The sequence below is a fragment of the Roseateles sp. AC306 genome (genome assembly GCF_979253795.1).
In genome coordinates this window covers 199582-225509 of record NZ_CEEDEB010000002.1, presented here as the reverse complement: position 1 = coordinate 225509, position 25928 = coordinate 199582, and the positions used below count along the sequence as shown (strand labels likewise).

21 protein-coding genes and 1 tRNA gene are annotated in these 25928 nt (G+C 68.6%); 16 read left to right on the top strand and 6 right to left on the bottom strand.

Annotated features, from left to right (window positions below):
• The first annotated feature begins 4 nt into the window (after positions 1-4).
• The 4 genes from AC0IZJ_RS05790 to AC0IZJ_RS05775 are packed head-to-tail and all read left to right on the top strand — an operon-like array spanning position 5 to position 3014.
• Entirely contained in the window at positions 5-865 is an 861-nt protein-coding gene (locus AC0IZJ_RS05790) for an ABC transporter ATP-binding protein (RefSeq protein ID WP_471848463.1), read from the top strand.
• A gap of 8 nt (positions 866-873) precedes the next feature.
• Complete coding sequence (locus tag AC0IZJ_RS05785) at positions 874-1185, top strand: gamma-butyrobetaine hydroxylase-like domain-containing protein (RefSeq protein ID WP_471847586.1); 312 nt, start codon at positions 874-876, stop codon at positions 1183-1185.
• Entirely contained in the window at positions 1182-1955 is a 774-nt protein-coding gene (locus AC0IZJ_RS05780; protein WP_471847584.1) for a ferredoxin--NADP reductase, read from the top strand. Before AC0IZJ_RS05785 ends, AC0IZJ_RS05780 begins: the two co-directional genes overlap by 4 nt.
• A gap of 6 nt (positions 1956-1961) precedes the next feature.
• A complete protein-coding gene (locus tag AC0IZJ_RS05775; RefSeq protein WP_471847582.1) occupies positions 1962-3014 on the top strand; it encodes a YeiH family protein in 1053 nt (350 codons plus the stop codon).
• A gap of 51 nt (positions 3015-3065) precedes the next feature.
• Here AC0IZJ_RS05775 and egtD read toward each other — a convergent pair whose 3' ends face one another.
• The 4 genes from egtD to AC0IZJ_RS05755 form a co-directional block, all read right to left on the bottom strand.
• Positions 3066-4037, bottom strand: a complete 972-nt coding sequence (gene egtD, locus AC0IZJ_RS05770; protein WP_471847580.1) for an L-histidine N(alpha)-methyltransferase — start codon at positions 4035-4037, stop codon at positions 3066-3068.
• On the bottom strand, positions 4034-5188 hold the full coding sequence (egtB, locus tag AC0IZJ_RS05765; RefSeq protein ID WP_471847578.1) for an ergothioneine biosynthesis protein EgtB: 1155 nt from the start codon (positions 5186-5188) through the stop codon (positions 4034-4036). The genes egtD and egtB overlap by 4 nt, the downstream gene beginning before the upstream one ends.
• Before the next feature lie 69 nt (positions 5189-5257).
• Positions 5258-5644 carry a VanZ family protein gene (locus AC0IZJ_RS05760; RefSeq protein ID WP_471847576.1) on the bottom strand — a complete coding sequence of 129 codons (387 nt, stop codon included), beginning with the start codon at positions 5642-5644 and terminating at the stop codon, positions 5258-5260.
• Between the two features lie 34 nt (positions 5645-5678).
• Complete coding sequence (locus AC0IZJ_RS05755; protein WP_471847574.1) at positions 5679-8012, bottom strand: hypothetical protein; 2334 nt, start codon at positions 8010-8012, stop codon at positions 5679-5681.
• 334 nt (positions 8013-8346) lie between these two features.
• Between AC0IZJ_RS05755 and AC0IZJ_RS05750 the strand changes: the two genes are divergently transcribed.
• The 11 genes from AC0IZJ_RS05750 (at position 8347) to galB (ending at position 22296) form a co-directional block, all read left to right on the top strand.
• Entirely contained in the window at positions 8347-8721 is a 375-nt protein-coding gene (locus AC0IZJ_RS05750; protein ID WP_471847572.1) for a hypothetical protein, read from the top strand.
• A gap of 138 nt (positions 8722-8859) precedes the next feature.
• Positions 8860-10953: a 3-hydroxyacyl-CoA dehydrogenase NAD-binding domain-containing protein gene (locus tag AC0IZJ_RS05745; RefSeq protein WP_471847570.1), complete on the top strand. Its 2094-nt coding sequence runs from the start codon at positions 8860-8862 to the stop codon at positions 10951-10953.
• A gap of 61 nt (positions 10954-11014) precedes the next feature.
• Entirely contained in the window at positions 11015-12190 is a 1176-nt protein-coding gene (locus tag AC0IZJ_RS05740; RefSeq protein WP_471847568.1) for an acetyl-CoA C-acyltransferase, read from the top strand.
• Complete coding sequence (locus tag AC0IZJ_RS05735; protein WP_471847566.1) at positions 12187-13008, top strand: hypothetical protein; 822 nt, start codon at positions 12187-12189, stop codon at positions 13006-13008. Before AC0IZJ_RS05740 ends, AC0IZJ_RS05735 begins: the two co-directional genes overlap by 4 nt.
• Before the next feature lie 14 nt (positions 13009-13022).
• Positions 13023-13448: a PaaI family thioesterase gene (locus AC0IZJ_RS05730; protein WP_471847564.1), complete on the top strand. Its 426-nt coding sequence runs from the start codon at positions 13023-13025 to the stop codon at positions 13446-13448.
• A 3-nt stretch (positions 13449-13451) separates the two neighbouring features.
• Positions 13452-15227 carry an acyl-CoA dehydrogenase gene (locus AC0IZJ_RS05725; RefSeq protein WP_471847562.1) on the top strand — a complete coding sequence of 592 codons (1776 nt, stop codon included), beginning with the start codon at positions 13452-13454 and terminating at the stop codon, positions 15225-15227.
• Entirely contained in the window at positions 15224-16015 is a 792-nt protein-coding gene (locus AC0IZJ_RS05720) for an SDR family oxidoreductase (RefSeq protein ID WP_471847560.1), read from the top strand. The genes AC0IZJ_RS05725 and AC0IZJ_RS05720 overlap by 4 nt, the downstream gene beginning before the upstream one ends.
• Positions 16016-16024: 9 nt before the next feature.
• A complete protein-coding gene (locus AC0IZJ_RS05715) occupies positions 16025-16462 on the top strand; it encodes a PaaI family thioesterase (protein ID WP_471847558.1) in 438 nt (145 codons plus the stop codon).
• Between the two features lie 127 nt (positions 16463-16589).
• The gene (locus AC0IZJ_RS05710; protein WP_471847556.1) at positions 16590-17231 is read left to right on the top strand and encodes an RpiB/LacA/LacB family sugar-phosphate isomerase; all 642 of its coding nucleotides are present in this window, start codon (positions 16590-16592) and stop codon (positions 17229-17231) included.
• A gap of 40 nt (positions 17232-17271) precedes the next feature.
• Positions 17272-19548 (top strand): DEAD/DEAH box helicase, encoded by a 2277-nt coding sequence (locus AC0IZJ_RS05705; RefSeq protein ID WP_471847554.1) that lies wholly within the window; start codon positions 17272-17274, stop codon positions 19546-19548.
• 36 nt (positions 19549-19584) lie between these two features.
• Positions 19585-22296 (top strand): beta-galactosidase GalB, encoded by a 2712-nt coding sequence (gene galB / locus AC0IZJ_RS05700; RefSeq protein ID WP_471847552.1) that lies wholly within the window; start codon positions 19585-19587, stop codon positions 22294-22296.
• A 31-nt stretch (positions 22297-22327) separates the two neighbouring features.
• On the opposite strand, the gene AC0IZJ_RS05695 is transcribed toward galB, so the two are convergent.
• Positions 22328-24301 (bottom strand): sialate O-acetylesterase, encoded by a 1974-nt coding sequence (locus AC0IZJ_RS05695; RefSeq protein ID WP_471847550.1) that lies wholly within the window; start codon positions 24299-24301, stop codon positions 22328-22330.
• 303 nt (positions 24302-24604) lie between these two features.
• Here AC0IZJ_RS05695 and AC0IZJ_RS05690 point away from each other — a divergent pair, with 303 nt between their 5' ends.
• Positions 24605-25690, top strand: a complete 1086-nt coding sequence (locus AC0IZJ_RS05690) for a LacI family DNA-binding transcriptional regulator (RefSeq protein ID WP_471847548.1) — start codon at positions 24605-24607, stop codon at positions 25688-25690.
• A 127-nt stretch (positions 25691-25817) separates the two neighbouring features.
• On the opposite strand, the gene AC0IZJ_RS05685 is transcribed toward AC0IZJ_RS05690, so the two are convergent.
• Positions 25818-25894: transfer RNA gene (locus AC0IZJ_RS05685), tRNA-Pro, on the bottom strand.
• Positions 25895-25928 lie beyond the last annotated feature (34 nt).

Genomic DNA, 25928 nt, shown 5'->3' with positions numbered 1-25928 from the left:
GGACATGCAAGTGGCATCCCATGGCCGCGTCGACGTGCGCGACCTGCACATCCGCTTCCAATCAAAAGGCCAGGATTTTGAGGCCGTGCGTTCCGCCAACGTGCATGTGCGGCCAGGCGAGTTCGTGTCGCTGATCGGGCCCTCGGGCTGCGGCAAGTCGACGCTGCTCAACGCCGTGGCCGGCTTCCTCAAGCCGACCGGCGGCCAGGTGCTGCTGGACGGGCAGCGCATCACCGGCCCGGGCTCGGACCGCGGCGTGGTGTTCCAGCAGTACTCGCTGTTCCCGTGGATGACGGTGCGTGCGAACGTCGAGTTCGGGCTGCGCATGAAGGGCGCGTCCGCCAACGAGCGCCAGGCGCAGGCGCGCACGCTGCTGGGCCTCGCCGGGCTGCTCGCGTTCGAGAACCATTACCCCGACCAGCTGTCCGGCGGCATGAAGCAGCGCGTGGGCATCGTCCGCGCGCTGGCCACCAGCCCGCAGGTGCTGCTGATGGACGAGCCCTTCGGCGCGCTGGACTCGCAGACCCGCGTGGTGATGCAGGAGATCCTGACCAATATGTGGCAGCGCCTGCGCATCTCGGTGCTGTTCATCACGCACGACATCGAGGAGGCGGTGTTCCTGTCCGACCGGATCTACGTGATGACGGCGAGACCCGGCCGCATCAAGGCCGAGCTGGACGTGCCGCTGCCCCGGCCGCGCACCGCCGCGATGACCTCCGAGCCCGAGTTCGCCGCCATGGTCAGGCAGATCAAGGGCCTGATCCGCGAGGAGAGCATCGCCGCCATGGGCGGCGAGCTCAGCGACGGCGGCCTCGTGGGCCTGAGCACCGAGGTCGGCCCGCAAGGCGTCGGCCACCTGGTCTAGGAGCCACCATGCCCCTCTACACCGACACGGTGCCCACCCAGCTGGTGTGGCACCAGGCCAGCGGCATGCTCGAACTGGGCTGGGCCGACGGCCGCGAGGCGCGCTTCTCGGCGCCGCAGCTGCGCTCCGCCTGCAAATGCTCCGCCTGCGAGAAGCGCCGCCGCGATGGCAACCCGCTGGCCGCGCCCGGCGACACGGCGCTGACAGGCATCAATCCTGTCGGCGAGACCGGCGTGCAGCTGGTCTTCAGCGATGGCCACGACCGCGGCATCTATCCCTGGCCCTATCTCCACCAACTTGCCCTGGAGGCTTGCCCATGAGCGTTCTCTTCGACGCCGAGGTGCTGGACGTCCGCCACTGGACCGACCGGCAGTTCTCCTTCACCTGCACCCGCGACCCGGCCTTTCGCTTCCAGAGCGGCCAGTTCACGATGCTCGGCCTGATGGTCGATGGCAAGCCGCTGCTGCGCGCCTACAGCGTCGTCAGCCCGCACTGGGAGGAGAAGCTCGAGTTTCTCAGCATCAAGGTGGCCGACGGTCCGCTCACGTCGCGCCTTCAGCACATCCGCGCTGGCGACACGGTGCAGATCGGTCGCAAGGCTTCGGGCACCTTGCTGACGCAGAACCTGCTGCCCGGCCGCCACCTCTATCTACTCGCCACCGGCACGGGCCTGGCGCCCTTCATGGCCATGGTGCGCGACCCCGAGGTCTACGAGCAGTACGAGAAGGTGATCCTCGTGCATGGCTGCCGGCAGGTGGCCGAGCTGGCCTACGAGCAGGTCATCACCCGCGAGCTGCCCGACAACGAGTTCTTCGGCGATCAGGTGCGCGACAAGCTCATCTACTACCCGACCGTCACGCGCGAGCCCTTCCGCAACCAGGGTCGCATTCCGACGTTGATGCAGAGCGGCAAGCTGGCCCAGGACATCGGCCTGCCGCCGCTGTGCAAGGAAGACGACCGCTTCATGCTGTGCGGCAGCCCGGAGATGCTGCGCGACACGCGCGCGCTGTTCGACATCATGGGCATGACCGAGGGAAACATGAGCCACCCCGGCCACTTCGTCATCGAGCGCGCCTTCGTCGAAAAGTGAATGGCCATGTCGGCACCGACCGCCTTCCTCGACGCGCCCGGCCAGGCACTGAGAAGGGTCTGGCCCGGGTGGGCGACTTGTGTGCTGGTCGCGCTGGCCGCCTCGTTCGTGGCCGCGCTCTACCAAGGCCCGCCGATGCTGTACGCGCTGCTGTTCGGCGCCGCGATACACAGCCATAGCAGCGAGGACCGCACGGTCGCTGGTGTGGACTTCTGCAGCCGCACGCTGCTGCGCCTGGGCGTGGGTCTGCTGGGCGCGCGCATCAGTGGCGAGCAGGTCGCCAGCCTCGGTTGGCCGACCCTGCTCTTCGTGCTGGCTGCGGTCGCCAGCACGATCCTGTGCGGTCGTTGGCTGGGCAGAGCCCTGCGCCTTCCCTGGGCTGTCGGCATGCTGGCGGGCGGGGCCACGGCCATCTGCGGAGCATCTGCGGCCTTGGCCATCGGCGCGGTGCTGCCGCCAGCCCGCGAAGGCGAGACGCCGAACGAGCGTCACGTGCTCTTGGTGGCGGTCATGGCCACGCTGCTGTCGACGGTGGCGATGGTGGTCTACCCGCTGGTCGCTCGACAGCTGCAGCTGTCACCTGCCGGTGCGGGGCTGTTCATCGGCGCGAGCATCCATGACGTGGCTCAGGTGGTGGTGGCCGGCTACTCGATTTCGCCCGCAGCCGGCGACGCGGCTTCCATCGTCAAGCTCCTGCGCGTGAGCCTTCTCTTCATCGTCGTGCTGGGCGTCTCCATTGCCTGCCGCGCGGCAACGCCTGAGCCGGCCTGCAAACCGCGGCCGCTGATGGTGCGACTCACCGGGCTGGTGCCGGGCTTTCTGTGGCTGTTCGTTGCGCTGGCAACGCTCAATTCCCTGGGCTGCCTGCGGCTGGTGCAGGACCAGCTCAATCTCGCCTCTCGCGCCTGTCTGATGCTTGGGGTCGCAGGGCTGGGCATGAAGACGTCGTTCCCGCACCTCGCCAGCGCGGGCTGGCGGCCCATCGTGCTGATGGTGGCCACCAGCCTGTGGCTCGCCGGCGTTTCGCTAGCAGCCGCCTGGGGACTGCGGCCCGCCTGAGAGACCGCTCGCCCGCTGCCCGGGCCATGCTCCGAGCTGATCAGGCGCTGATCACGCGGTTCCCAGCTCCAGCCACAGCACCGCAAACCACCGGTTCGGGTCTGTCCACACCTTGCCCGGCCTGAACCCGGCCCGCGCCGCCAGCGCCTGGAAGCCCTCCACCGTGTACTTGTGCGAGTTTTCCGTGTGCAGCGTCTCGCCCTCGTTGAATGCATAGATCTCGCCGCCCAGCTGCAGCTCCAGCGGCTTGGTGGCGCGCAGATGCATCTCGATGCGGCGGTAGGCGGGGTTGTAGAAGGCCAGGTGCTGGAAGCCGTCCGTCGGGAACTCCGCGCCCAGTTCCTTGCGCGCCCGCTCCAGCAGATTCATGTTGAAGGCAGCCGTCACGCCTTCCGCATCGTTGTAGGCCGCGTGCAGCACGTCGTGGTCTTTCACGAGGTCGATGCCGATCAGCAGGCCGCCGCCGGCCAGCTCCGCTGCCGCCAGGCGCATAAAGGCGTCGGCCTCGCTGGGCGTGAAGTTGCCAATGCTGGAGCCAGGGAAGAAGCCGACGCGGCGGCGACCCTCCGAGCAAGGCGGCAGCGCGTGCTGGCGGGTGAAATCGGCCACCAGGGGCTGGATGGCCAGGCCCGGGTAGTCACCCGCCAGGCCGTCGCAGGCGGAGAGCAGGTGCGGGCCGGAGATGTCGACCGGCACGAACTCGACGCTGTCGCGCGGCAAGGCATCCAGCAGCAGGCGCACCTTGCGCAGCGCGCCGGCGCCGTACTCCACCAGCTGCACCCGCTCGCCCATCTGCGCGGCCATGTCGGCGGCATGGGCCTCCAGCAGCGCGAGCTCGGTGCGCGTCGGGTAGTACTCGGGCAGGTCACAGATGCGCTCGAACAGCTTTGAGCCGACCTCGTCGTAGAAATACTTCGGCGAGATCGCCTTCGGCGCACGATTGAGCGCGGCATGCAGGTCATCCGCGAACTGCTCGTTCTCGGCCGCAGCCCTGGGCTGGCGCCATTCAATACCTGGTTTCATCTTGCGAGCCTCACTCCACTGAACTGCCAGCGCGCGGCTGGCGGAAAGAAATTGCGGTAACTCGGCCGCGCATGCCCCGCAGGCGTGGCGAGGCTGCCGCCTCGTAGCACCTGCTGGCCAACCATGAACTTGCCGTTGTACTCACCGACCGCGCCCGCAGCCGGCCGGAAGCCGGGGTAGGGCGCATAGCTGGAGCGGGTCCATTGCCAGGCTTGGTCCGCAGCCTGTGCAAAGCCCGGCAAACCGCATGCCGCCTCCCACTCGAACTCCGTCGGCAGCCGCGCGCCGGCCCATTCGGCAAAGGCGCAGGCCTCGTAGAAGCTGAGTTGCATGACGGGCGCGTTCGGGTCGAGCGGCTGCACGCCGTGCAGGCCGAAGACGCTGCCATCCTCCAGCCAGTAGGCCGGCCGCTGCCAGCCCTGGGCCTGCACGGTGGCCCAGCCGTCGGACAGCCACAGCAGCGGCTCGCGGTAGCCACCGGCCTCGATGAAGTCGGCGAACTCGCCGCAGGTGACGAGGCGGTTGCTGATCTCGAAGGGCGTCACCAGCGCCTGGTGCCGCGGGCCTTCGTTGTCGAAGGCGAAGCCGTCGCCGGCATGGCCAATGTCGACGATGCCGCCCGTGTGATGCAGCCAGGCCTGCTCGGGTGCCGCTGCCTTTTGCGGCGCGGCCGTGTCATAGGCCGGCAGCAATGGGTTGCATGAGAAGGCATGCAGGATGTCGGTAAGCAGCAGCTCCTGGTGCTGCTGCTCGTGGTGGCAGCCCAGCTCGATGAGCGTGAGTGCCTCCGCCGGTGCATGGGGCAGCAGGTCGGCCAGCGCCGCGTCGACATGGGCGCGGTAGGCCCTGACTTCGGCCAGCGACGGCCGGCTCAGCAGGCCGCGCTGGGGGCGTGCGTGGCGAGGGCCAAGGCTTTCGTAGTAGGAGTTGAACAGGCGCGGCCAGCGTTCATGGAAGACGCGGTAGCCCGGCAGATGCGGCAGCAGCACCATCGTCTCGAAGAACCAGGTGGTGTGCGCCAGATGCCATTTGGCCGGGCTGGCGTCGGGCATGGACTGCAGTTGCGCGTCCTCTCCGGACAGGGGCGCGGCAAGGGCCAGCGAGTGGGCGCGGGTGGCGCGGAGCAGGTCCGGCAGCGTGGCGGTCGACATGGGTGACACCGTAGCGCAATCTGCTGCCAACGGTATGTCAGTGCAGGGGCACTGACTGTAGGACAGCCCCTAGTCTGCTCGACGCAGCCAGGCGATGGGCCATGCCGCCAGCAGCCCCAGCGCAATGCCCGCGCCGTCCGCCATGACGTCATGCCAGTCGGCCTCGCGCGGTGGCAGAAAGCTCTGGGCGACCTCGATGCCGACCCCATAGGCCAGCAGCGCGATGAAGAGCAGCGGCCACTGGCGCGGGCGTTGCCACAGCGCCCACACGGCGCTGAAGGCCAGCGCGGCAAAGGCCAGGGTGTGGTTGGCCTTGTCCCAGCCGAGATCGACGGTCTTGGGCGGGGCCGGTGCCAGAGCCAGCCAGGTGATGACGGCGAGCAGCAAGGCGAGCAGCGCACGCCACAGGACGCGGCGCTCTGGCGCGGTGAAGAGGGACAGCAGCAGGGGTTTCATGGCGGGCGGGATTGTGGCCGGCCAACAGCTATCCCTATCTCATCTGCTGCAGCCAGCTCTTGGCCTGGCGCAGGTGCGCGCTCAGTTGCGCCTGAGCCGGGCCGACGTCGGCGCCGGCCACCGGCAGCTTTTCCAGCAGGGCCGCGTCGATGAACTCGCGCGAGGCCTTGTTCAGCATCCAGTTCATCGACGGCGGCCGCTGGCCCTGCGTGGCGGGCAGGCGCAGCTCGGCCACCTGGCCGCAGCCGCCAATGCGCTTGATGAGTTCGATCGTCGAGTCGCGTCCGCGCGCGCTGTTGCTGTGCAGGATGCCCCGGGGCGGCGCGCCGACTTCGTCGAGCGTGACGTTGCGCGCCCGGTAGCGGCGGCCGTCCACGGGCTGGGCGTCCGCTGCTTGGGGGGCGTCTCGGCACAGCCAGTCGTCCACCTCGGAGGAGCCGTTGAAGAGCAGCAGCAGGCGCAGCCGCGAGCGGTCCAGGATGCCTTGGGCAGCACAGTCGTCCTCGGGCTTGCAATTGCGCAGCCGGCCGCTGGCCTCCAGGTCGCGCAGCAGGTCGGACAGCATCAGCGTCGCGCTGCTCTCCACGTAGCCGCCGTCGCCCAGGCGGTCCCAGGCACGGCCGACGTCACCGGTCTCCTCGTCCTTGTGGGCGTCGTTGAAGATGACCGCTGCTGCCGGGCTGATGTAGGGGAAGCGAGCGCTGTTGTGCACGGCCTGGGCCAGCGTGAGGCGGTCGACGTCGAGCCCGAGCGACGGGTCCAGCAGGTCGATGCCGTCACCGCTGGGCAGCAGGAAGTCGCTCTGGTAGATACGTTGGCCGCGCGCGAGGGCGGCCGTGTTCAGGGCCAGCAGCGGCAGCCATTCTGTGGCGGTTGCGCGGCCGTGCAGGGCCGTCATGGCCTCGCTCCAGGGGTTGGGGGGGGCCTCAGGGCGGGGCGCGCACTGCCGGGCCAGGCTCCTCGGCCAGTCGCGCGTCCAGACGCCTTCGAGTGCCAGCGAGCGGTCCAGGCGGGGAAGAGCGACGGGCAGGAAGCGTTGTGCCAGGTCGCCGTAGAGGAGGGCGCCGACGGGCGTGGCGAGGTGGTCCTGGCCGGTGAAGTCGCGCACCAGCTTCCAGGGCGTGCAGGCGGCCGCGTCGACGGCCTGGCGGCGGGCGTCCAGAGCCGCGACGAAGGTGGCCGCGCCCAGGGCGCCGCCCGAGGTGCCGCTGACGGCGAACACCGAGTCGGCGAAGTTGACGCCCTCGGCCTCGCCCAGCTCCTGCAGGCGGGCCAGCGACGCGCTGCTCCAGTAGGCCGCGCGGGATGCGCCACCGGCCGAGGCCACCAGCACGAGCGGCCGCTTGCCATCGGCACCCGCCGTGCGCAGCCAGGCCTGCACCCAGGCGTCGACTGGCTGGCGGCTGGCGACGGCGCGGGATGCGCTGCGCTCGGGGTCGGCCACGCGGTGGTTGTCGTTCAGCGGCGCGAAGGCGACGAAGAGCAGCAGCGGCAGCGGCGTCAGCGGGATGCGGATCAGCGCCTTGGGCACATAGGTCAGCAGGATGCCGCCGAAGACGATCCAGCTGCCCAGCGCCAGCAGCATCAGCGCCGGCGAACCCAGCGACCGCGCGGTGGCTTCGGGCCAGGCCAGCAGCGCGGCGAACAGGGCCCATTGCAGCAGCAGCACCAGCACGACAAGCAGGCGCGACGGCGTGGGCATGCGGTCTTCGCGTTCCATCGCGGCGATGGCCTCGCGCCGCCAGTCCAGTGCCAGCCAGCGCGCCAGCCAGGAACCGGTGCCGAGCTTGAGCAGCCAGGCGCGCCGCTTCCAGACGAAGAGATAGAGCGCTGCCGTCACGGCCAGCAGGCCCACGCCGATGAGGCGCTCGCGCTGCTGCATCAGGAAGAAGGCGCTGATGGGCAGGCCGCCGCCGAGGACGAGCGCGCGCGGCAGCCAGCGGCGCAGGCCGTCGGCAAAACCTGGGTGCGTGCATTCGCCCAGTGAGTCGGGCCTGAAGCGCCGGTCCAGCAGCAGCCGGCTCGTGTACCAGCTCAGCAGCAGCCACAGCCACAAGGCGAAGACGAGCACGGCCGTCTGCGCGCTGCCCACTTCCAGCGACAGCAGCGTCTCGCGCGCCTGCTCCAGCCCCAGCAGCATGGCCACGCCGGCGACGAGTATGCCCACCGGGAAGGCGCACAGCCACAGCACGCGCAGCAGGTAGAGCACGCGGGGCACGTCGCCCTCGGGAATGGGCGGCGGCGCGGGTTCGTCGGGGCGCGGTGGCTCGGGCGGCGGCTCCGGCGGCGTCCCCGGTGGCGGCGGCGGCGCAGAAAACTTCGGCGGCGGCGCGGGATCGTGGGGCGGGTAGACGACCGGAATCAGCATGGCTGCACTTTTTGAGGCTGTCGGGCTTTGGGATGGGTGCGCGTTGGCCCGCCTTGGGGCCGCAGGCAAGGCGCAAAGCGGAGTCGGGTTGTACACCCGACGAGCATTTGCAACGCCGCCTGCGACCCCAAGGCGGGTCAACCCGAAGGGCCGGCGCGCACCCATCCCAAACCCCGACAGCCTCCCAGCCCCGAGCTGCGTCGCCACCAAGGTCGCCGCGCGGGCTTGGTGTCCTGTGGGAAACCCTGTCAGGGCGGGTCTGGCGTGACGGCGGCGATGGCGCCTTTACAGTTGCCTCGACAACGAAGTCAGCGAAGTCAGGGAGAGAAGACTCATGGACAACGGCCAACTGTTGCCACTGCTCGGCAGTTTCTTGGTGGGCGGCTTGCTGGCCGCGGGCGGCGTGAATGCCTGGCTGTCCAGCCGCGCAAAGCGCGAGGCGCAACGCCACCTTCAGGCTGAACAGGCCCTGCAGCTGGCCGGCCAGCAGCTGACGCAGGCGCGCAAGCAGATCGAGCAGCTGCAGCGCGAGAACCATGAGCTGCGGCTGGCCGTGCGCCCGGCACCCCGTGCCGCACCCGCGCCCGAGGCGCCCGTCGATGCTGCCGAAGCAGCGCGTCTCTACGCCGAGTCCAAGCTGCAGCCGCAGCCGGCCAAGGAGAAGCCGCAGGCCTTCAAGGACACGGTAGTGCTGCGCCGAACGGAATAGCCACGGCGATGGCCCAGGCCGCCTTGTCACTGCCGGGACAAGACTGCGCGGCGGCCGCTGCCTAGAATCGAACGATCGTTCTATTTCTGGGCCGGCTGCAGGATGCGCGCGGTTGGCCCGCCAACCGAGGTCGTGCCCATGACAGCCCATTACGAAGTTCGCGGCAGCGTCGCCGTGATCACGCTCGACAACCCGCCGGTCAACGGCCTGGGTTTTGCCACCCGCGCCGCCGTTGCGGCCGGCGTTGAGCGCGCCGAGGCCGACCCGGCCATCACGTCCATCGTCATCACCGGCGCCGGCAAGGCGTTTTCGGGCGGCGCGGACATCAAGGAGTTCGGCTCGCCCAAGGCACTGGCCGAGCCCAATCTGCTGAGCCTGATCTCGGTGGTCGAGAGCAGCAGCAAGCCGGTCGTTGCCGCCATCCACAGCGTTTGCATGGGCGGTGGACTGGAGCTGGCGCTGGGCTGCCACTACCGCGTTGCAATGACCGGCACCAAGGTCGCGCTGCCGGAAGTGAAGCTGGGCCTGCTGCCTGGCGCCGGTGGCACCCAGCGCCTGCCGCGTGCCTTGGGCGTGGAGCCCGCACTGAACATGATCGTCAGCGGCGAGCCGGTCGAGGCGCAGATGCTGGCCATGGTGCCGGGCCAGAAATTGTTCGACAAGATCGCTGATGCCGACGTGCTGGACGCGGCCGTCAAGTTCGCCGAAGAGATCGCCGAGAAGCGGCCGCTGCCCAAGGTGCGCGAGCTGAAGGCGCGCCACCCGAACGCCGAGGCCTACTTCCAGTTCGCCCGCAACATGGTGGGCGGCATGAGCAAGAATTTCCCGGCTCCGCTGCGCTGCCTGGAAGCCGTGGCCGGTGCCGTGAACATGAAGTTCGATGACGGCATGCGTGCCGAGCGCGAGGGCTTTGCCGCCCTGATGCAGACGCCGGAGTCAAAGGCGCTGCGCCACCTGTTTTTCGCCGAGCGCGTGGCCAGCAAGATCAGCGATGTGCCCGAAGGCACGCCGCTGCGCGACATCAAGAAGGTCGGCGTCATCGGTGCCGGCACGATGGGCGGCGGCATCTCGATGAACTTCCTGAACGCGGGCATCCCGGTCACCATCCTGGAGACCAAGCAGGAAGCCCTGGACCGCGGCGTCGCGACCATCAAGAAGAACTACGAATCCCAGGTCAAGAAGGGCAAGCTGAAGGAAGACAAGTACGCCCAGCGCATGGCGCTGCTGAGCACGACGCTGAACTACGCCGACCTGGGCGACGCCGACCTCATCATCGAGGCGGTGTTCGAGGAGATCGGCGTCAAGGAGGCGGTGTTCAAGCAGCTCGACGAAGTCGCCAAGCCCGGCGCCATCCTGGCGTCCAACACGTCGACGCTGGACGTTGACAAGATCGCGTCCTTCACCAAGCGCCCGCAGGACGTGGTGGGCATGCACTTCTTCAGCCCCGCCAACGTGATGAAGTTGCTGGAAGTCGTGCGCGGCAAGGAAACCGCCAAGGACGTGCTGGCCACGGTCATGGCGACGGCCAAGAAGATCAAGAAGACGGCGGTCGTGTCCGGCGTCTGCGACGGCTTCATCGGCAACCGCATGATCGAGCAGTACAGCCGCCAGGCCGGCTTCCTGTTGGATGAAGGCTGCACGCCGCAGCAGGTCGACAAGGCGGTCGAGAAGTTCGGCTTCGCGATGGGCCCGTTCCGGATGGGCGACCTGGCGGGCAACGACATCGGCTGGGCGATCCGCAAGCGCCGTTCGGTCGAGCGCGCCACGATGAAGTATTCGGCCAGCGCCGACCGCCTGTGCGAGCTGGGCCGCTTCGGCCAGAAGACCGGTGCCGGCTGGTACGACTACCTCCCCGGCAAGCGCGACGCGATCCCGTCGCCGGTCGTGGCCGAGCTGCTCGCGAAGCACCGCGAAGCCATCGGCGCCAAGACGCGCGACATCAGCGACGAGGAAATCGTGCACCGCCTGGTGTTTGCCCTGGTCAACGAAGCCGCGCATCTGCTGGAAGAGGGCATCGCCCAGCGCGCGTCCGACGTCGACATGGTCTATCTGACCGGCTACGGCTTCCCCATCTTCCGCGGCGGCCCAATGTGCTACGCCGACACGGTGGGTCTCTTCAACGTCGTGCAGGCGATGAAGCGCTTTGCGAAGAACCCGATGGATGACGGTGCGTTCTGGACGCCCGCGCCGCTGCTGGCGCGCCTGGTGGCCGAAGGCAAGAGTTTTACGTAATGGCGTGCCGGACCTTTGAGCGCAGCGAAAAGCTCGGGCACCCACTGACTAAGGAATTTTCATGAGCAACGCACTGATCGTCTCCACCGCCCGCACGCCGCTCGCCAAGAGCTGGAAGGGCGCGTTCAACATGACCCATGGCGCGACGCTGGGTGGCCATGCCGTCAAGGCGGCCGTCGAGCGCGCCGGCATCGAGGGCGGCGCCATTGAGGACGTGCTGATGGGTTGCGCCACGCCTGAAGGCGCCACCGGCTCCAACATCGCACGCCAGATCGCGCTGAAGGCCGGCCTGCCCATCACCGTGAGCGGCGTCACCATCAACCGCTTCTGCTCCAGCGGCCTGCAGACCATCGCCATGGCCGCGCAGCGCATCATTGCCGGCGAGGGCGATGTCTACATCGCCGGCGGCGTCGAGAGCATCTCCTGCGTCCAGCAAGAGGCCAACAAGCACATGCTGGTCGACCCGGCGCTGATGAAGCTCAAGCCCGAGATCTACTGGAACATGCTGCAGACCGCCGAGAACGTGGCCAAGCGCTACAACATCTCGCGCGAGCGCATGGACGAGTACGGCGCCGGCAGCCAGCAAAAGGCCTGTGCCGCGCAGGCCGCCGGCAAGTTCGCCGACGAACTGATCTCGGTCACGACGACCATGGGTGTCGCCGACAAGGTCATGGGCCTGATGAGCAAGGAAGTGACCATCACCGCCGATGAGGGCCTGCGCGAAGGCACCACCTATGACGCCATCAAGGACCTGCGCTCTGCCATTCCCGGCGGCGTGATCTCGGCTGGCAATGCCAGCCAGTTCAGCGACGGCGCCGGCGCCTGCGCGCTGGTCAGCGAGCAGTACGCGTCCACGCACAACTTGAAGCCCATCGGCCGTTTCCTCGGCTTTGCGGTGGCTGGCTGCGAACCCGACGAGATGGGCATCGGCCCGGTGTTCGCCGTGCCCAAGGTGCTGAAGAAGCTGGGCCTGACGGTCGCCGACATCGACCTCTGGGAACTGAACGAAGCTTTCGCTGTGCAGGTGCTGTATTGCGCCGACACGCTGGGCATTCCGATGGACAGGCTCAACGTCAACGGCGGCGCGATCGCCGTGGGCCACCCGTATGGTGTGTCGGGCCAGCGCCTGACGGGCCACGCGTTGATCGAAGGCAAGCGCCGTGGCGCTAGAAAAGTCTGCGTGACGATGTGCATTGGCGGCGGCATGGGCGCGGCCGGCATCTTCGAGGTGCTGTGAGCCGCTGGCTGCTGTGCGGGGCCGCCGTGGCGGCCTCGCTGGCGCAGGCGGCGGACATGCGTCCGCCGATCACGGAGGCGGAGACCGAGGCGGTCGCTGGCGTGCGCACGGCGGTGCGGTCGGGTGACTGCGCGCTGGCCGTCAAGCGCCTCAATGCTGGCCTGCCCGCCAAGTACCCCGACCTGCTGTTGCTGGCGGGAGCGATGTACGAGCACGGTGTCTGCCTCAAGGCGAACTGGGGCCGTGCGGCCCGCATGTACAGCCTGGCGCACGACGTGGGCCATCAGGCGGGCGCGTATCGGCTGGTGGCCGGCTATGGCTTGCCGGGCGGTCAGCCGTCTGCGGCGCTGTGGTGGGCCTCCAAGTTCAAGACCTCGTTGCTGCCCGAGACCTGCCGCAGCGGCGTGGCCGTGGTGGACGACGTGGACTCTTTCACCGCCACACTGGCCGCCTGGCCGGCCGCTCGGCTGCAGGGCTGCAACTACGTCGTGGGTGTGCTGGCGGCAGTGGTCGGCGAGATGGACTACCCCGCCGAAGCGCGGCACTTCCAATTGAGCGGTGCCGTGCAGATGAGCTTCGTGCCGGCGCAGTCGGCGTTGACGTGGAGCACGCAGGAATTCGATGTCGTGCCCTTCACCGGCGTGGTGGATGGAGATTCGGCACGGGACCGCAACAGCAGCGTGTTGCGTAAGAGTTTCGAGCGCCACCTGGAGAGCCTGGGCAAGGCCGCGCTGCAGCGCTATCCCAGGCCCGCGGACGGCGTGGATCCAGACTGGCGCATGGAGCGCCGGTTTGAATTCGATCTGAAGTTGAAGTGAATCGAGGTAAGGACATGGGCGTGTCTCCCGAAGTCTTTCTGCAGATGGGCAAAGACGTCTTGGCCCAGCAGCCGTTCAGCGCGCTGCTCGGCGCGGAACTGGCGGCGCTGTCGCCCGGCAAGGTCGACCTGCAGCTGGCGCTCAAGCCTGAGCACCTGCAGCAGAACGGCTTTGCGCACGGCGGCGTCGTCAGCTACCTGGCCGACAACGCGCTGACCTTTGCCGGCGGCACGGCGATGCAGGTGCCCGTCGTCACCTCGGAGTTCAAGATCAACTACGTGCGCCCGGCAGTGGGTGAGCGCCTGATTGCCCGCGCGAGCGCCGACGCCGTCAGCAAGACGCAGGCGGTGTGCCGCTGCGAAGTCTTTGCGGTCAAAGACGGGGGCGAAAAGCTGTGCGCGTTGGCCCAGGGCACCATCGTCCGACTCGCTCAGGATTGACCCGTGCGCGAAACCCTCGACTTCTTTTTGTTCGACTGGCTCAAGGCCGGCGACCTGACCACACGCGAGCGCTTTGCCGAGCACTCTGCCGAGACCTTTACCGCCGTGCTCGACACCTGCGAGCGCATCGCCGGTGACAAGTTCGCGCCCTTCAACCGCCTGGCCGACACGCAGGAGCCGCACTTCGATGGCGAGCGCGTGCACCTGCCCCAGGCCACGCACGATGCGACGCTGGCCTATGCCGAGTCCGGCATGCTGGCCGCCGCGCAGGACTACGACGTGGGCGGCATGCAGCTGCCCTGCGTCATCGAGATGGCCGGCAACGCCTTCTTCAGCAAGGCCAGCGTGGCGATGGGCGGCTACGCGATGCTGACCTCGGGCAATGCAAGTCTGCTGATGGCCCACGGCACGCCGACGCAGCGCGAGGTGTTCGCCAAGAACGAGTTCTCCGGCCGCTGGTTCGGCACCATGTGCCTGTCCGAGCCGCAGGCAGGTTCGTCGCTGTCCGATGTGGCCACGCGTGCCGAACTTGAAGACGAGACCGATGCCCTCGGCCCGCGCTACCGCCTGACCGGCCACAAGATGTGGATCTCGGGTGGCGAGCACGAGATCACCGAGAACATCATCCATCTGGTGCTCGCCAAGGTGCCCGGCCCGGATGGCAAGCTCGTCCCCGGCACGCGCGGCATCTCCCTTTTCATCGTGCCCAAGTGGCTGGTCAACGAACAGGCCCAGCTCACCGGGGAGCGCAACGACGTTGTGCTGGCCGGGCTCAACCACAAGTTGGGCTATCGCGGCACGACCAACTGCCTGCTGAATTTTGGTGAAAAGGGTGGGGCGGTCGGCTACCTCGTCGGCAAGGTCGGCGAGGGCCTGCGCTGCATGTTCCACATGATGAACGAGGCCCGCATCGGCGTCGGGCTTGGCGCTGTGATGCTGGGTTATGCCGGCTATGAGGCCAGCCTGGAATACGCCAAGCAACGCCCCCAAGGCCGGCCGATGACGGCCGCCGGCAAGGACTCCGCCAGCCCGCAGCGCCCCATCATTGAACACGCCGACGTGCGCCGCATGCTGCTCGCACAGAAGAGCTATGTTGAAGGCGGCCTGGCGCTGGAGCTGTACTGCGCCCGCCTCGTCGACGAGCTGACCACGGGCGACGACAAGGCGGGTGCGCAGGCGCTGCTGGACGTGCTCATCCCCATCGCCAAGAGCTGGCCCAGCGAGTGGTGCCTGGAGGCCAACTCGCTGGCCATCCAGGTGCTGGGTGGCTATGGCTACACGCGCGACTTCCCCGTGGAGCAGTACTGGCGCGATCAGCGGCTGAACATGATCCACGAGGGCACGCACGGCATTCAGGCGCTGGACCTGCTGGGCCGCAAGGTCGTGCAGCAGGGCGGCGCGTCTTTGGCTGCTTTGGCCGCACGCGTGCAGCTCACGATCGAGCGCGCCATGCAGACCGACTTGGCACCGCAGGCCAACCAGCTTGCTGCGGCGTTGGCCCAGGTCGGCGGCGCTACCAAGAAGGCCTGGAGCACCGGCCAGCCCGAAGACGCGCTGGCTAACGCCGTGCCCTATATGCAGGCCTTCGGCCACACCGTGCTGGCCTGGCTGTGGCTGGACGTGGTGTTGAGCGTCAGCAACGACAGCGACTTCTCCCATGGCAAGCGCGCTGCAGCCCGCTACTTCTTTGCCTACGAACTGCCCAAGATCGGCGCATGGCTCGACGTGGTCGCGCGCCGAGACCCCCTCTTCCGCGACATCAAGGCTGAATACCTATGAGCACCAAAGTCCAAGACCTCTTCGACCTGACCGGCCAGGTCGCACTTGTCACCGGCGGCTCGCGCGGCCTGGGCCTGCAGATCGCCGAAGCGCTGGGCGACGCTGGCGCCAAGATCATGCTGACCTCGCGCAAGGCCGGCGATCTGGAAGAAGCCGCCGCCCACCTTCAGGCACGCGGCATCGACACGCGCTGGATCGCGGCCGATGCGTCCAAGCCGGACGACGCGCAGCGCGTCGTCGCCGAGACGATGGAGCGCTTGGGCCAGATCGACATCCTCGTCAACAACGCGGGCGCGAGCTGGGGTGCGCCGGCTGAAGAGCATCCCATCGAGGCCTGGGACAAGGTCATGGACCTGAACATCCGCAGCCTGTTCGTCTTTGCGCAGGCCGTGGCAAGGGCCAGCATGATCCCGCGCAGGTCGGGCCGCATCATCAACGTGGCGTCCATCGCCGGCCTGTCCGGCAACTCGGCCGTCATGAAGACCATTGCCTACAACACCAGCAAAGGCGCGGCGGTGAACTTCACGCGCGCGCTGGCCGGCGAGTGGGGCGCCTACGGCATCACCGTCAACGCGCTGGCACCGGGCTTCTTCCCCAGTAAGATGACCAAGGGACTGCTCGCGGCTGTCGGCGAGGAAAAGATGGCCTCGCACGCGCCGCTCAACCGCATCGGCGACGACGACGACCTGAAGGGCGCGGCGCTGCTGTTTGCATCCCGTGCCGGCAAGCACATCACAGGGCAGATCCTGGCAGTCGACGGCGGCGTGTCCGCCGTTCATGGCGGCTGATCGGTCTTCATGGATTTCCCGGTCCATATCCCTTTCGTCGAGCAACTCGGCTTCACGCTGCACTCGGTCGGCGACGGCGAGGCCGAGCTGCGGCTGACGATTGCCGAACAACATCTGAACTCCTGGCGCGTGGCTCACGGTGGCGTCGTCATGACGCTGCTGGACGTGGCCATGGCCCACGCTGCCCGCAGCGTCAACCGCCATTTGCCGGACCTGGGGCCGGGCGTCGTGACGGTCGAGATGAAGACCAGCTTCATGCGCCCCGGCGAGGGTGAACTGCGGGCGGTCGGCAAGTTGCTGCACCGCTCGACGACCATGGCCTTCTGCGAGGGCTCGGTCTTCGCGGCCGACGGCAAGCTCTGTGCGCACGCCACCGGCACATTCAAGTATCTGCGCGCCCTGCCAGCCGGCCGCCAGCTGAAGCCGCTCGGCGGCGAAGGTGACTGAATCCCCGCATCGCTCGCGGGCTTGAGCGAGATTTTCGGAACGGCGTTCCATAAACGGGCAAAATGGCGTCCGCATGCGGCCTCCGCCGCGTCCGCCCCATTCCGCACCGCCTCAGAAAGTCACCGCCATGAAGATCGCCCTCATCATCGAGAACAGCCAGGCCGCCAAGTCCGAGATCGTGCACAGCGCGCTCAAGACCGTTGCCGAGCCGCTGGGCCACAGCGTCCACCACTACGGCATGTACGCGCCGGAAGACAAGGCCTCGCTCACCTACGTGATGAACGGCCTGCTGGCCGGCATCCTGATCAACTCCAAGGCCGCGGACTTCGTCATCACCGGCTGCGGCACCGGCATGGGCTCCATGCTGGCCTGCAACTCCATGCCCGGCGTGTTCTGCGGCCTGGTCATCGACCCGACCGACGCCTTCCTGTTCGGCCAGATCAATGACGGCAACTGCATGTCCATGCCCTACGCCAAGGGCTTCGGCTGGGCGGCTGAGCTGAACCTGCAGGACTGCTACCGCAAGCTGTTCGAGAACGAGCGCGGCGCCGGCTACCCCAAGGAGCGCGCCGCCATCATGGCCAAGAACCGCGGCATCCTGAAGGACCTGAAGGCCGCTTCTTGCAAGGACATGCTGACGACGCTGAAGGCCGTCGATCAGGACCTGCTGAAGGCCGCCGTGTCGGGCGAGAAGTTCCAGGACCTGTTCTTCACGAACTGCCAGGACGACGCCATCGCCAGCCACATCAAGGCTGTCCTCGCCTCCTGAGCCTGACCGCGGCAGTCTCGCGGGCTGCGAGACTGTCGCAATGTCTGCGCCTCCCCATCTCACGCTGCGCACCCTGACGCGCGGCGACGGCCTGCTGGGCCTGCGTCCGCGCGGCGCGCTCGGGCCGCGTGGCGAGCAGGTGACGGTGGCGATGCTGGCGAATGGCGATGCCAGCGCCGAGCAGGCGCTGCTGACGCGCGGCCTCATCCCGCTGGACGCCGGCCTGCTGCAATGGCGCGGTGAACCGCTGCCGTTGGGCCAGTCTCTGTGGACCCTCGTCCAGGAAGAATTCTTCGGCGACTTCCTCGTCGACAAGGCGCCCGAACTGCTGGCCCTCGGCTGGCAAGTCACCACAGAGCCGGGTTTTGCCCATCACAGCCGCGCTGTCAGCGGCTGGCAGCTCGGGCTGACCGAAGACACCGAAGAAGCTCCGAAACCCGCCCGCCGCGTCGAAGGCGTGCAGTTGGCGCGCCGCCAGGGCGCCTGGCTCGTCAGCCTCGGCATGGAAGTCGACGGCGAGCGCATCGACCTCGCGCCGCTGATCGCCAACCTGCTGCGCAAGGACAAGCGCTGGCTGGACGCCATCGCCATCGGCGCCATCGAGGACGCCGCCGTCATCTCGCTGCGCGCGCCCGGCGGCCGGCGCTATCACGCCGAGGCTGCGCCGCTCAAGGCCATCATGCTGGCGCTGCTGGACCTGCTGAAGCCGGTCGAGCTGGAAAAGGGCAAGCCGCTCAAGCTCAACGCCTGGGATGCCGACCGCATCCGCTGCATCGAGGAGGAATCGCGCGGCCGCTGGCAGATCCACGGCGACGCCGGCCTGATGGCGCTCGGACGGCGCCTGCTGGCGGCCGGCGCGCCTTCGACACTGCCGCAGCCGCCCGGCCTGGGCCTCGCTTTGCGGCCCTATCAACTGCACGGCCTGGCCTGGCTGCAATACCTGCGCGAGCAGAACCTCGCCGGCATCCTGGCCGACGACATGGGCCTGGGCAAGACGGCGCAGGCGCTCGCCCATATTTGGACGGAGAAGCAGGCTGGCCGGCTGGACCGCCCAACCCTCGTCATCGTGCCGACGTCGCTGCTCTTCAACTGGCAGCAGGAGGCCGCGCGCATCGCACCGGGGCTGCTCGTCAAGACCTGGCACGGTAGCGACCGCGCGGCCTTGGACTTGGCCGGTGCCGACGTCGTGCTGAGCACCTACAACCTTGTCTGGCGCGACCTGCGGGCGTTGTCGGTGCAGCCGTGGCAGCTCCTGATCCTGGACGAAGCCCAGTCCGTCAAGAACGCCCAGGCCCGCGCGGCCCGTGCGCTGCGCCGGCTGGACGCACGCCATCTGCTGGCCCTGACCGGCACGCCGCTGGAGAACCACCTCGGCGAGCTGTGGTCGCTCTTCGACCTGCTGATGCCTGGCTTCCTCGGCGACTCGCGCACGTTTGCCCGCCACTGGCGCAAGCCCATCGAGGTCAACCGCGACGGCCCGCGCGCCCGCCTGCTGGCCGCGCGCGTGCGGCCTTTCGTCCTGCGCCGGATGAAGACCGAGGTCGCGACCGAGCTGCCGCCGCTGACCGAGCTGGTCAAGCGCGTGCCGCTGCTGGGCGAGCAGAAGCAGCTGTACGAGAGCGTGCGCGTGGCGGCCGACCACATGGTGCGCCGCATCCTGGAGCGCGACGGCTTCAGCGCCAGCGGCCTGATCAGCGTGCTGGACGCGATGCTCAAGCTGCGCCAGGTCTGCTGCGACCCACTGCTGATCAAAGGCGTGCAGATCCCGCCGGGCGTCGAGCGCGCCAAGCTGGCGTGGCTGCGCGAACACCTGCCCGACTTCGTCGCCCAGGGCCGACGCCTGCTGGTGTTCTCGCAGTTCACCGAAATGCTGGGTCTGATTGCCGCTGAGTTGGACCGTTTGGGCCTGCCGCATCTGCGCTTGACCGGCCAGACGGCGGCCTCGGCAAGAGGCGATGTCGTGCAACGCTTCCAGGCGCGCGAGGTGCCCATCCTGCTGGCCAGCTTGAAGGCCGGCGGTGTCGGCCTGAACCTGACGGCGGCCGACACCGTCATCCATGTCGACCCTTGGTGGAACCCCGCCGTGCAAAGCCAGGCCAGCGCCCGCGCTCACCGCATCGGCCAGGACCAGCCGGTCTTCGTCTACCAGCTCGTCGCCCAGGGCAGCATCGAGGAGCGCATGCTGGAACTGCAGCAGCGCAAGAAGGCGCTGGCCGACGGTCTGCTGGGCAGCGACGACGGCGCGGCCTTGAGCAAGTTCAGCGCGGCGGAGCTGAACCTGCTGCTGGCGCCGCTGGAGGAAGAGGGCGCGCCCTGAGCGAGAGCCATGGCAACACAACGATCAGGAGACTTCATGTTTGGCAACCCTTGGCGGCGCGCTGCTGCCGGCCTGGCCCTGTGGCTCGCGGTGGCGCTGCCCGCTTCGGCGAGCGAACGCGTCGACCTCGCCACGGGCTGGCGCTTCCATCGCGGTGACCCCGCCGGCGCAACGGCGCGGTTGATGTACGACGTGCGGCCGGAGGTGCAAGCCTCGGCCGACGGCAAGGTGGCCGACGCGCGGCCGGACGAGGCGGTCAAGGCGACCTCAGGTGCGAAGGACCGCGTGCTCAAGCCCTGGGTGCTGCCCAGCGCCAATGCCTTCATCAAGGACCCGGCCAAGCGCCACCGGCGCCCCGAAGGCCACCCGGGCAGCGATGTGGATTTCGTGCGCCCCGGCTTCGACGACAGCGGCTGGCAGGCCGTCACGCTGCCGCATGACTGGGCCATCGCCGGGCCGTTCCTGGAGACCGGGCCCTATGGCGGCATGGGGCGGCTGCAGACGTGGGGCCCCGTCTGGTATCGCCGCGCGCTGGACATCCCGGCGGCGGACCGCGGCCGCTCGCTGTTCCTCGATGTGGACGGCGCGATGGCCTATGCCACCGTCTGGCTCAACGGCAAGCTGGTCGGCGGCTGGCCCTATGGCTACAACTCCTTTCGTCTCGACCTGACGCGCTGGGCCGAGCCGGGGGGTGCCAATCAACTGGTCATCCGCCTCGACAACCCGCCCGAATCCGCTCGCTGGTATCCGGGCGCGGGCCTGTACCGCAAGGTCTGGCTGACCAAGACCGCGCCGGTGCATGTGGCGCACTGGGGCACGCGCATCACGACGCCGCAGGTGTCTGCGCAGCAAGCCACGGTGGCGGTGGAGGTGCGCGTCGACAACGACGGCACCGCTGCGGCGCGGGTGGATGTCGCGACCGAGCTCTTCGCGCTCGATGCCGACGGCAAACCCGCCGGCGCCGCCGTGGCCTCGAGCCTGAAGCGCGGCCTGGCCGTGCCTGCGAACGGGCAGGGCGTTGCCACGGTTGAGATGCACGTGGCCAAGCCCAGGCTCTGGGGCCCCCGGCCCTTGCAGCAGCCCCATCGCTACGTCGCCGTCACGCGGCTGCTGAACAAGGCCGGCGTGCTGGATCGCGTCGAGACGCCCTTCGGCATCCGCACGCTGCGCTTCGATGCCGGCACCGGCCTGCACGTCAACGGCCAGCCGGTGAAGCTGCAAGGCGTCAATCAGCATCACGATCTCGGCGCGCTGGGCGCGGCCTTCAACGTGCGCGCCGCCGAGCGGCAGTTGGAGATCCTGCAGGCCATGGGCGCCAATGCCATTCGCCTGTCCCACAACCCGCCGGACCCGGCCCTGCTGGCGCTGACCGACCGCATGGGCCTGCTGGTGGTGGACGAGATCTTCGACAGCTGGGACCGCAAGAAGACGCCGCTGGACTTCCACCTCATTTTCCCCGACTGGCACGAGGCCGACTTGCGCGCCATGCTGCGCCGCGACCGCAACCACCCGTCCATCGTGATGTGGAGCATCGGCAACGAGGTGGGTGAGCAGTACACCGGCGAGGCAGGCGCCGCCGTCGCGCGGCGCCTGCACGAGATCGCCCGCGAGGAAGACCCGACGCGGCCCACCACCACGGCGATGAACTTCGCCAAGGCCGACATGCCGCTGCCGGCCGAGGTCGACATCGTCAGCCTGAACTACCAGGGCGAAGGCATACGCCAGGACCCCGAGTTCGTCGGTACCGACCGCATCCGCACGCCGCCGCAGTACCCCAACTTCCACACGCGCTTTCCGGGCAAGCTCATCCTCAGCAGCGAGACGGCGTCGGCCTTCAGCAGCCGCGGCGTCTACCTGTTCCCGGTCACACCGGCCAACAGCTCCATCACGCGGGACGGCCGTGGTGGCGACGCCAAGGCCTTGCAGGTCAGTGGCTATGAGCTGTACGCGGTGGACTTCGGCGCGTCGGCCGACAAGGTCTTCGCCGCGCTGGACGCGCATCCCTACGTGGCGGGCGAGTTCGTCTGGACGGGCTTTGACTACCTCGGCGAGCCCACGCCCTACTACGCGGCGCGCAGCTCCTACTCGGGCATCGTCGACCTGGCCGGCTTCCCCAAGGACCGCTACTGGCTCTACCAGTCGCGCTGGCGCCCGGACCTGCCCATGGCCCACCTGCTGCCGCACTGGACCTGGCCGGAGCGCGTCGGCCAGGTCACGCCGGTGCATGCCTTCACCAGCGGCGACGAAGGCGAGCTGTTCCTGAACGGCCGCTCGCTGGGCCGGCGCAAGAAGGGCGCGGGCGCGTACCGCCTGCGCTGGGACGACGTGGTCTATGAGCCGGGCGAGCTGACGTTGCAGGCCTACCGCCGCGGCAAGCCCTGGGCCACGGCGAGCGTTGCCACGGCCGGCGCCGCGGCCCGCCTCGAACTGAAGGCCGACCGCGCCAACATCGCCGCCGACGGTAGCGACCTCAGTTTCATCACGCTGACCATCGCCGACGCGGCCGGTCGAGCTGTGCCGCGCGCCGACGCACGCATCCGTTTCAGTGTTGACGGCCCCGGCGATATCGTCGTTACCGACAACGGCGACGCAACCAGCTTCGAACCCTTCCCGTCGCCCAGCCGCAAGGCTTTCAACGGCCTGGCCCTGGCCATCGTGCGCGGCCGGGTCGGTGCTGCCGGCCGGTTGGTCGTGCGCGCCGAAGCCGATGGGCTGGCCCCGGCGGAGATCATTGTCAACACGCGGTGAACGCCTGCCTTGCCGAGGCGCCGCATATGACCTATTGCGGGTAGCGCTTGCCGAGCGTCTCCAGCGGCCAGTCGTCGCTGCGTGCCGGCGCGGCGGGCAGGCCGTCACCGCCCAGCAGGTTGGCCTCGCTGGCGTTGTCCACCCAGGCATAGCGTGCGGCCACCGGCGCGGCGACGGCCGGGCTGCTCAGCACGACGGCATCGCCTTCGATGCGCGCGGTGGCGGCAACGAACTTCCGGTCCGCGCCGGCCAGCACGAAACCGCGCAAGGCCTCGCCTGCCTTGGCCGGGCGCAAGCCACCCGCCGTGTCCTTGAAGCGCAGCCACAGCTCCTTGCCACGCACTTCCGAGCCCGCCAATACCGGCCCGCTGGCCGGCGCGGCGCGCAGGCCCAGGTCATGCAGCGCCAAACCCGCCAGCCGCTCGCCCAGCGTGCGCTTGTTGCGCGGGTGGATGTCGTTGGCCTCACCCACGTCGATGGCGACCGCCATGCCGGTATGGGGCAGCTTCAGTGCCTGGGCCTGCGCGTCGCGCAACTCGGCCCAGCCGCCATGACCCGGGCGGTTGTCCTGCAGCGGCAGGAAGGACGCCAGCTGCACGAACAGGAAGGGCATGTCCGGCTGGTGGAACTGCGCGCGCCAGTCCTTGATGAGCCGCTGGAAGTCGCCGGCATAGGCCGCCGCGCGGCCGGTGTTGCTTTCGCCCTGGTACCAGAGCACCCCGCGGAAGGCCAGGCCGTTCAGCGGCGCGATGAGGCCGTTGTGGGCCAGTGTGGGTGCGTCGTTGGCGGTGGGCCCGCTGGTCACCTTGACCTGCTCCACGCGGGCCCGCCAGGGGCCGGCCAATGAGACTGCACCGGCGGCCGTGTCCAGCCGCATCGCTGCCGCATCGCCGTGGAAACCGCCGCCGCCGCCCGTGTCGGTGACGCGCACGGCGATCCAGTTCGCGCCTGCATGCAGCAGGCCAGGCGGCACGGCATGACGCCGCGGCTGGTCGTACCCGCACTGGCCGCCAACGCGCTGGCCGTTCACCCAGACCTCGTCGCAATCGTCCACCTTGGCCAGATGCAGCTCGGCCGCGCCGCCCGCTTGTGCGGCACTCAGCTCGACCTTGCGGCGCAGCCAGACGACGCCATCCAGGTCCGCCAGCCCCTGGCCTTCCCAGACGCCGGGCGCCTGCAGCGTGGGCCAGTTCGCGTCCAGGTCGCTGGCGCCAGACCAGCCTTTGGCATCGACGCCCTGCCAGGGCAGGCCCGGCTGCCAGGCAGCCACGCGAGCCTCGAGGCGAGTGCGCAGCGCCCCGGCGTAGGCGGCGTTGTCGCTGGGCAAGGCCTTGACGATGGGCGCCAGGTGCGCGTCCGCCAAGGCCGCATCGCGGCGCATCCAGGTCTCCAGGTGCGAGCCGCCCCAGGCGGTGTTGACCAGGCCGATGGGCACGCCCTGCGCCGTCTGCATCTGCCGGGCGAAGTGGTAGCCCACGGCGCCGAAATCGCCCACGGTCCCGGCCTCCGCCACTGCCCACGACGCGGGCGCGATGTCCGCCTCAGGCTGCAGGCTGGCACGCAGCGGCACGCGCAGATGGCGCAGCTGCGCGTTCTGCGGCGAGGCGATTTCCTGTGCGGCCGTGTCGGTGGTCGACAGCGGCCACTCCATGTTGGACTGGCCGCTCAGCAGCCAGACGTCGCCGATCAGGATGTCGGCGCGCTCCACCTGGCCGTCGCCCTGCACGCGCAGCCGGTGCGGCCCGCCCGCCTTCAACGCGGGCAGCTGCGCCATCCAGCGCCCATCAGCGCCTGCCTTTGCGCTCGCCTGGCGGCCGGCCAATTCGACGCTGAGCGTGCGCCCCGGCGTGGCCCAGCCCCACACGCGGATGGGCTGATCGCGCTGCAGCACCATGTGGTCGCCAAACACCTGGGCCAGGCGCACTTCGGCCTGGGCATGGGCGGCGAGCAGGCCCAGCAGGGCGGGAATGAGCGAACGCGTGAGCCGCAGGGCGGGTGAATTCATGGGTCTCCTAGTTTGTTCTGACGGTCGTGTAGCGCGACCAGGCCATGCCACGGTTCGCCGCCCGGCATTCTGCTTTGCCGCAGCACGCCGCACGCGACGGATTGGCACGTTGGCCCCGCTTGGCCAATGATCTTCGGCGGCAGACTGCTCGGCGGCGGATGCCGAACGCCTCTGGCATGAGCGAACCGATATCGATCTGGTTATCAAAGCGCTTGGCGATTTGATTGCCGGTCGTTGACTTGGCTTTCTACGATGCGGCGGAGATGCCACCAGCGCGTCACCGTTCGAGCAGAAAGGAAAGCCATGAAGCAAGCAGCCCAGCCCGGTGCGGCCCCCAGGGCGGCCACGGTGGCCGATGTGGCTCGCCTGGCCGGCGTGTCGACGATGACGGTATCGCGCGTCGTCAACGGTGAGTTGACCGTGAAGTCGGCCAGCCGCACCAGGGTCCAAGCGGCCGTGGCAGCGCTGAACTACATGCCCAATCCCTCGGCCCGCAAGCTGGCCGGTGCACGGCCCATCCTGGTGGGGCTGCTCTACAGCGACACCCGAGCCGGCTACCTGAACGGCTTCATGCTGGGCCTGTTGAGCAAGATCAGCCTGAGGCATGTGCAGCTCAACGCGCAGTACTGCGACGCCGGCGGCGACTACCTCGAAGTGGTCACCACCATGCTCGCCAACGGCATAGACGGCCTCATCCTGCCGCCGCCGTTCTGCGAGTCCAAGGCGCTGCAGGACCTCATCGCGCGCAGCGGCACGCCTGTCGTCACGGTGTCCGCCGGCAATCCCTCGCCGCATTTCAACAGCGTTGGCATAGACGACTTCAAGGCCGCCCACGACATGACTCGCCATCTGCTGGCCCTGGGTCACCAGCGGCTGGGCTTCATCATGGGCGACCCGGGTCAGAGCAGCAGTGAGCGCCGCCTCGCCGGTTTCCGTGCAGCCGTCAGCAAGGCCGGGCTTGACCTGGAGCACGACATCCAGATCCAGCAGGGGCACTTCACCTATCGGTCCGGATTGGACGCGGCAGAGCAGCTGCTGGCCGGCAGCCAGCGGCCATCGGCGATCTTCGCCAGCAATGACGACATGGCGGCCGCCACAGTTGCGGTGGCTCAGCGGTTGGGGCTCTATGTGCCCAGTGACCTCACCGTGGTGGGCTTTGACGACGCGCCACTGGCGACGACGATCTGGCCCGAGCTGACGACCGTGCGCCAGCCCATAGGCGACATGGCAAGCACGGCTGTCGATGTGCTGGTCAGGCAGATCCGCGCTTGGCGCAATGGCGTCAAGTTGCCTGTCAATCAACAGTTGATGGACTACACGCTGATCCGTCGCCAGTCGGACGCGGCGCCCAAACATCGGCCTGCGGTACGCCTCGGCGTCGTTGCCTGACGCCGCCGTCACCGTAGGTGCCGTGCCCTGCTACCTTTGGTAGATCGGGGTTCGCTCGGCTTGGCCAGACAAAGGAAAACGGCCTAGCTGCCGAAGCTGCTAAGCCGTTGATTCTCTTATTGTTTTATGGTCGGGACGGCGGGATTCGAACTCGCGACCCCTTGCACCCCATGCAAGTGCGCTACCAGGCTGCGCTACGCCCCGACTGAGCCAATCAGTATAGCGGAGAATCTTCACA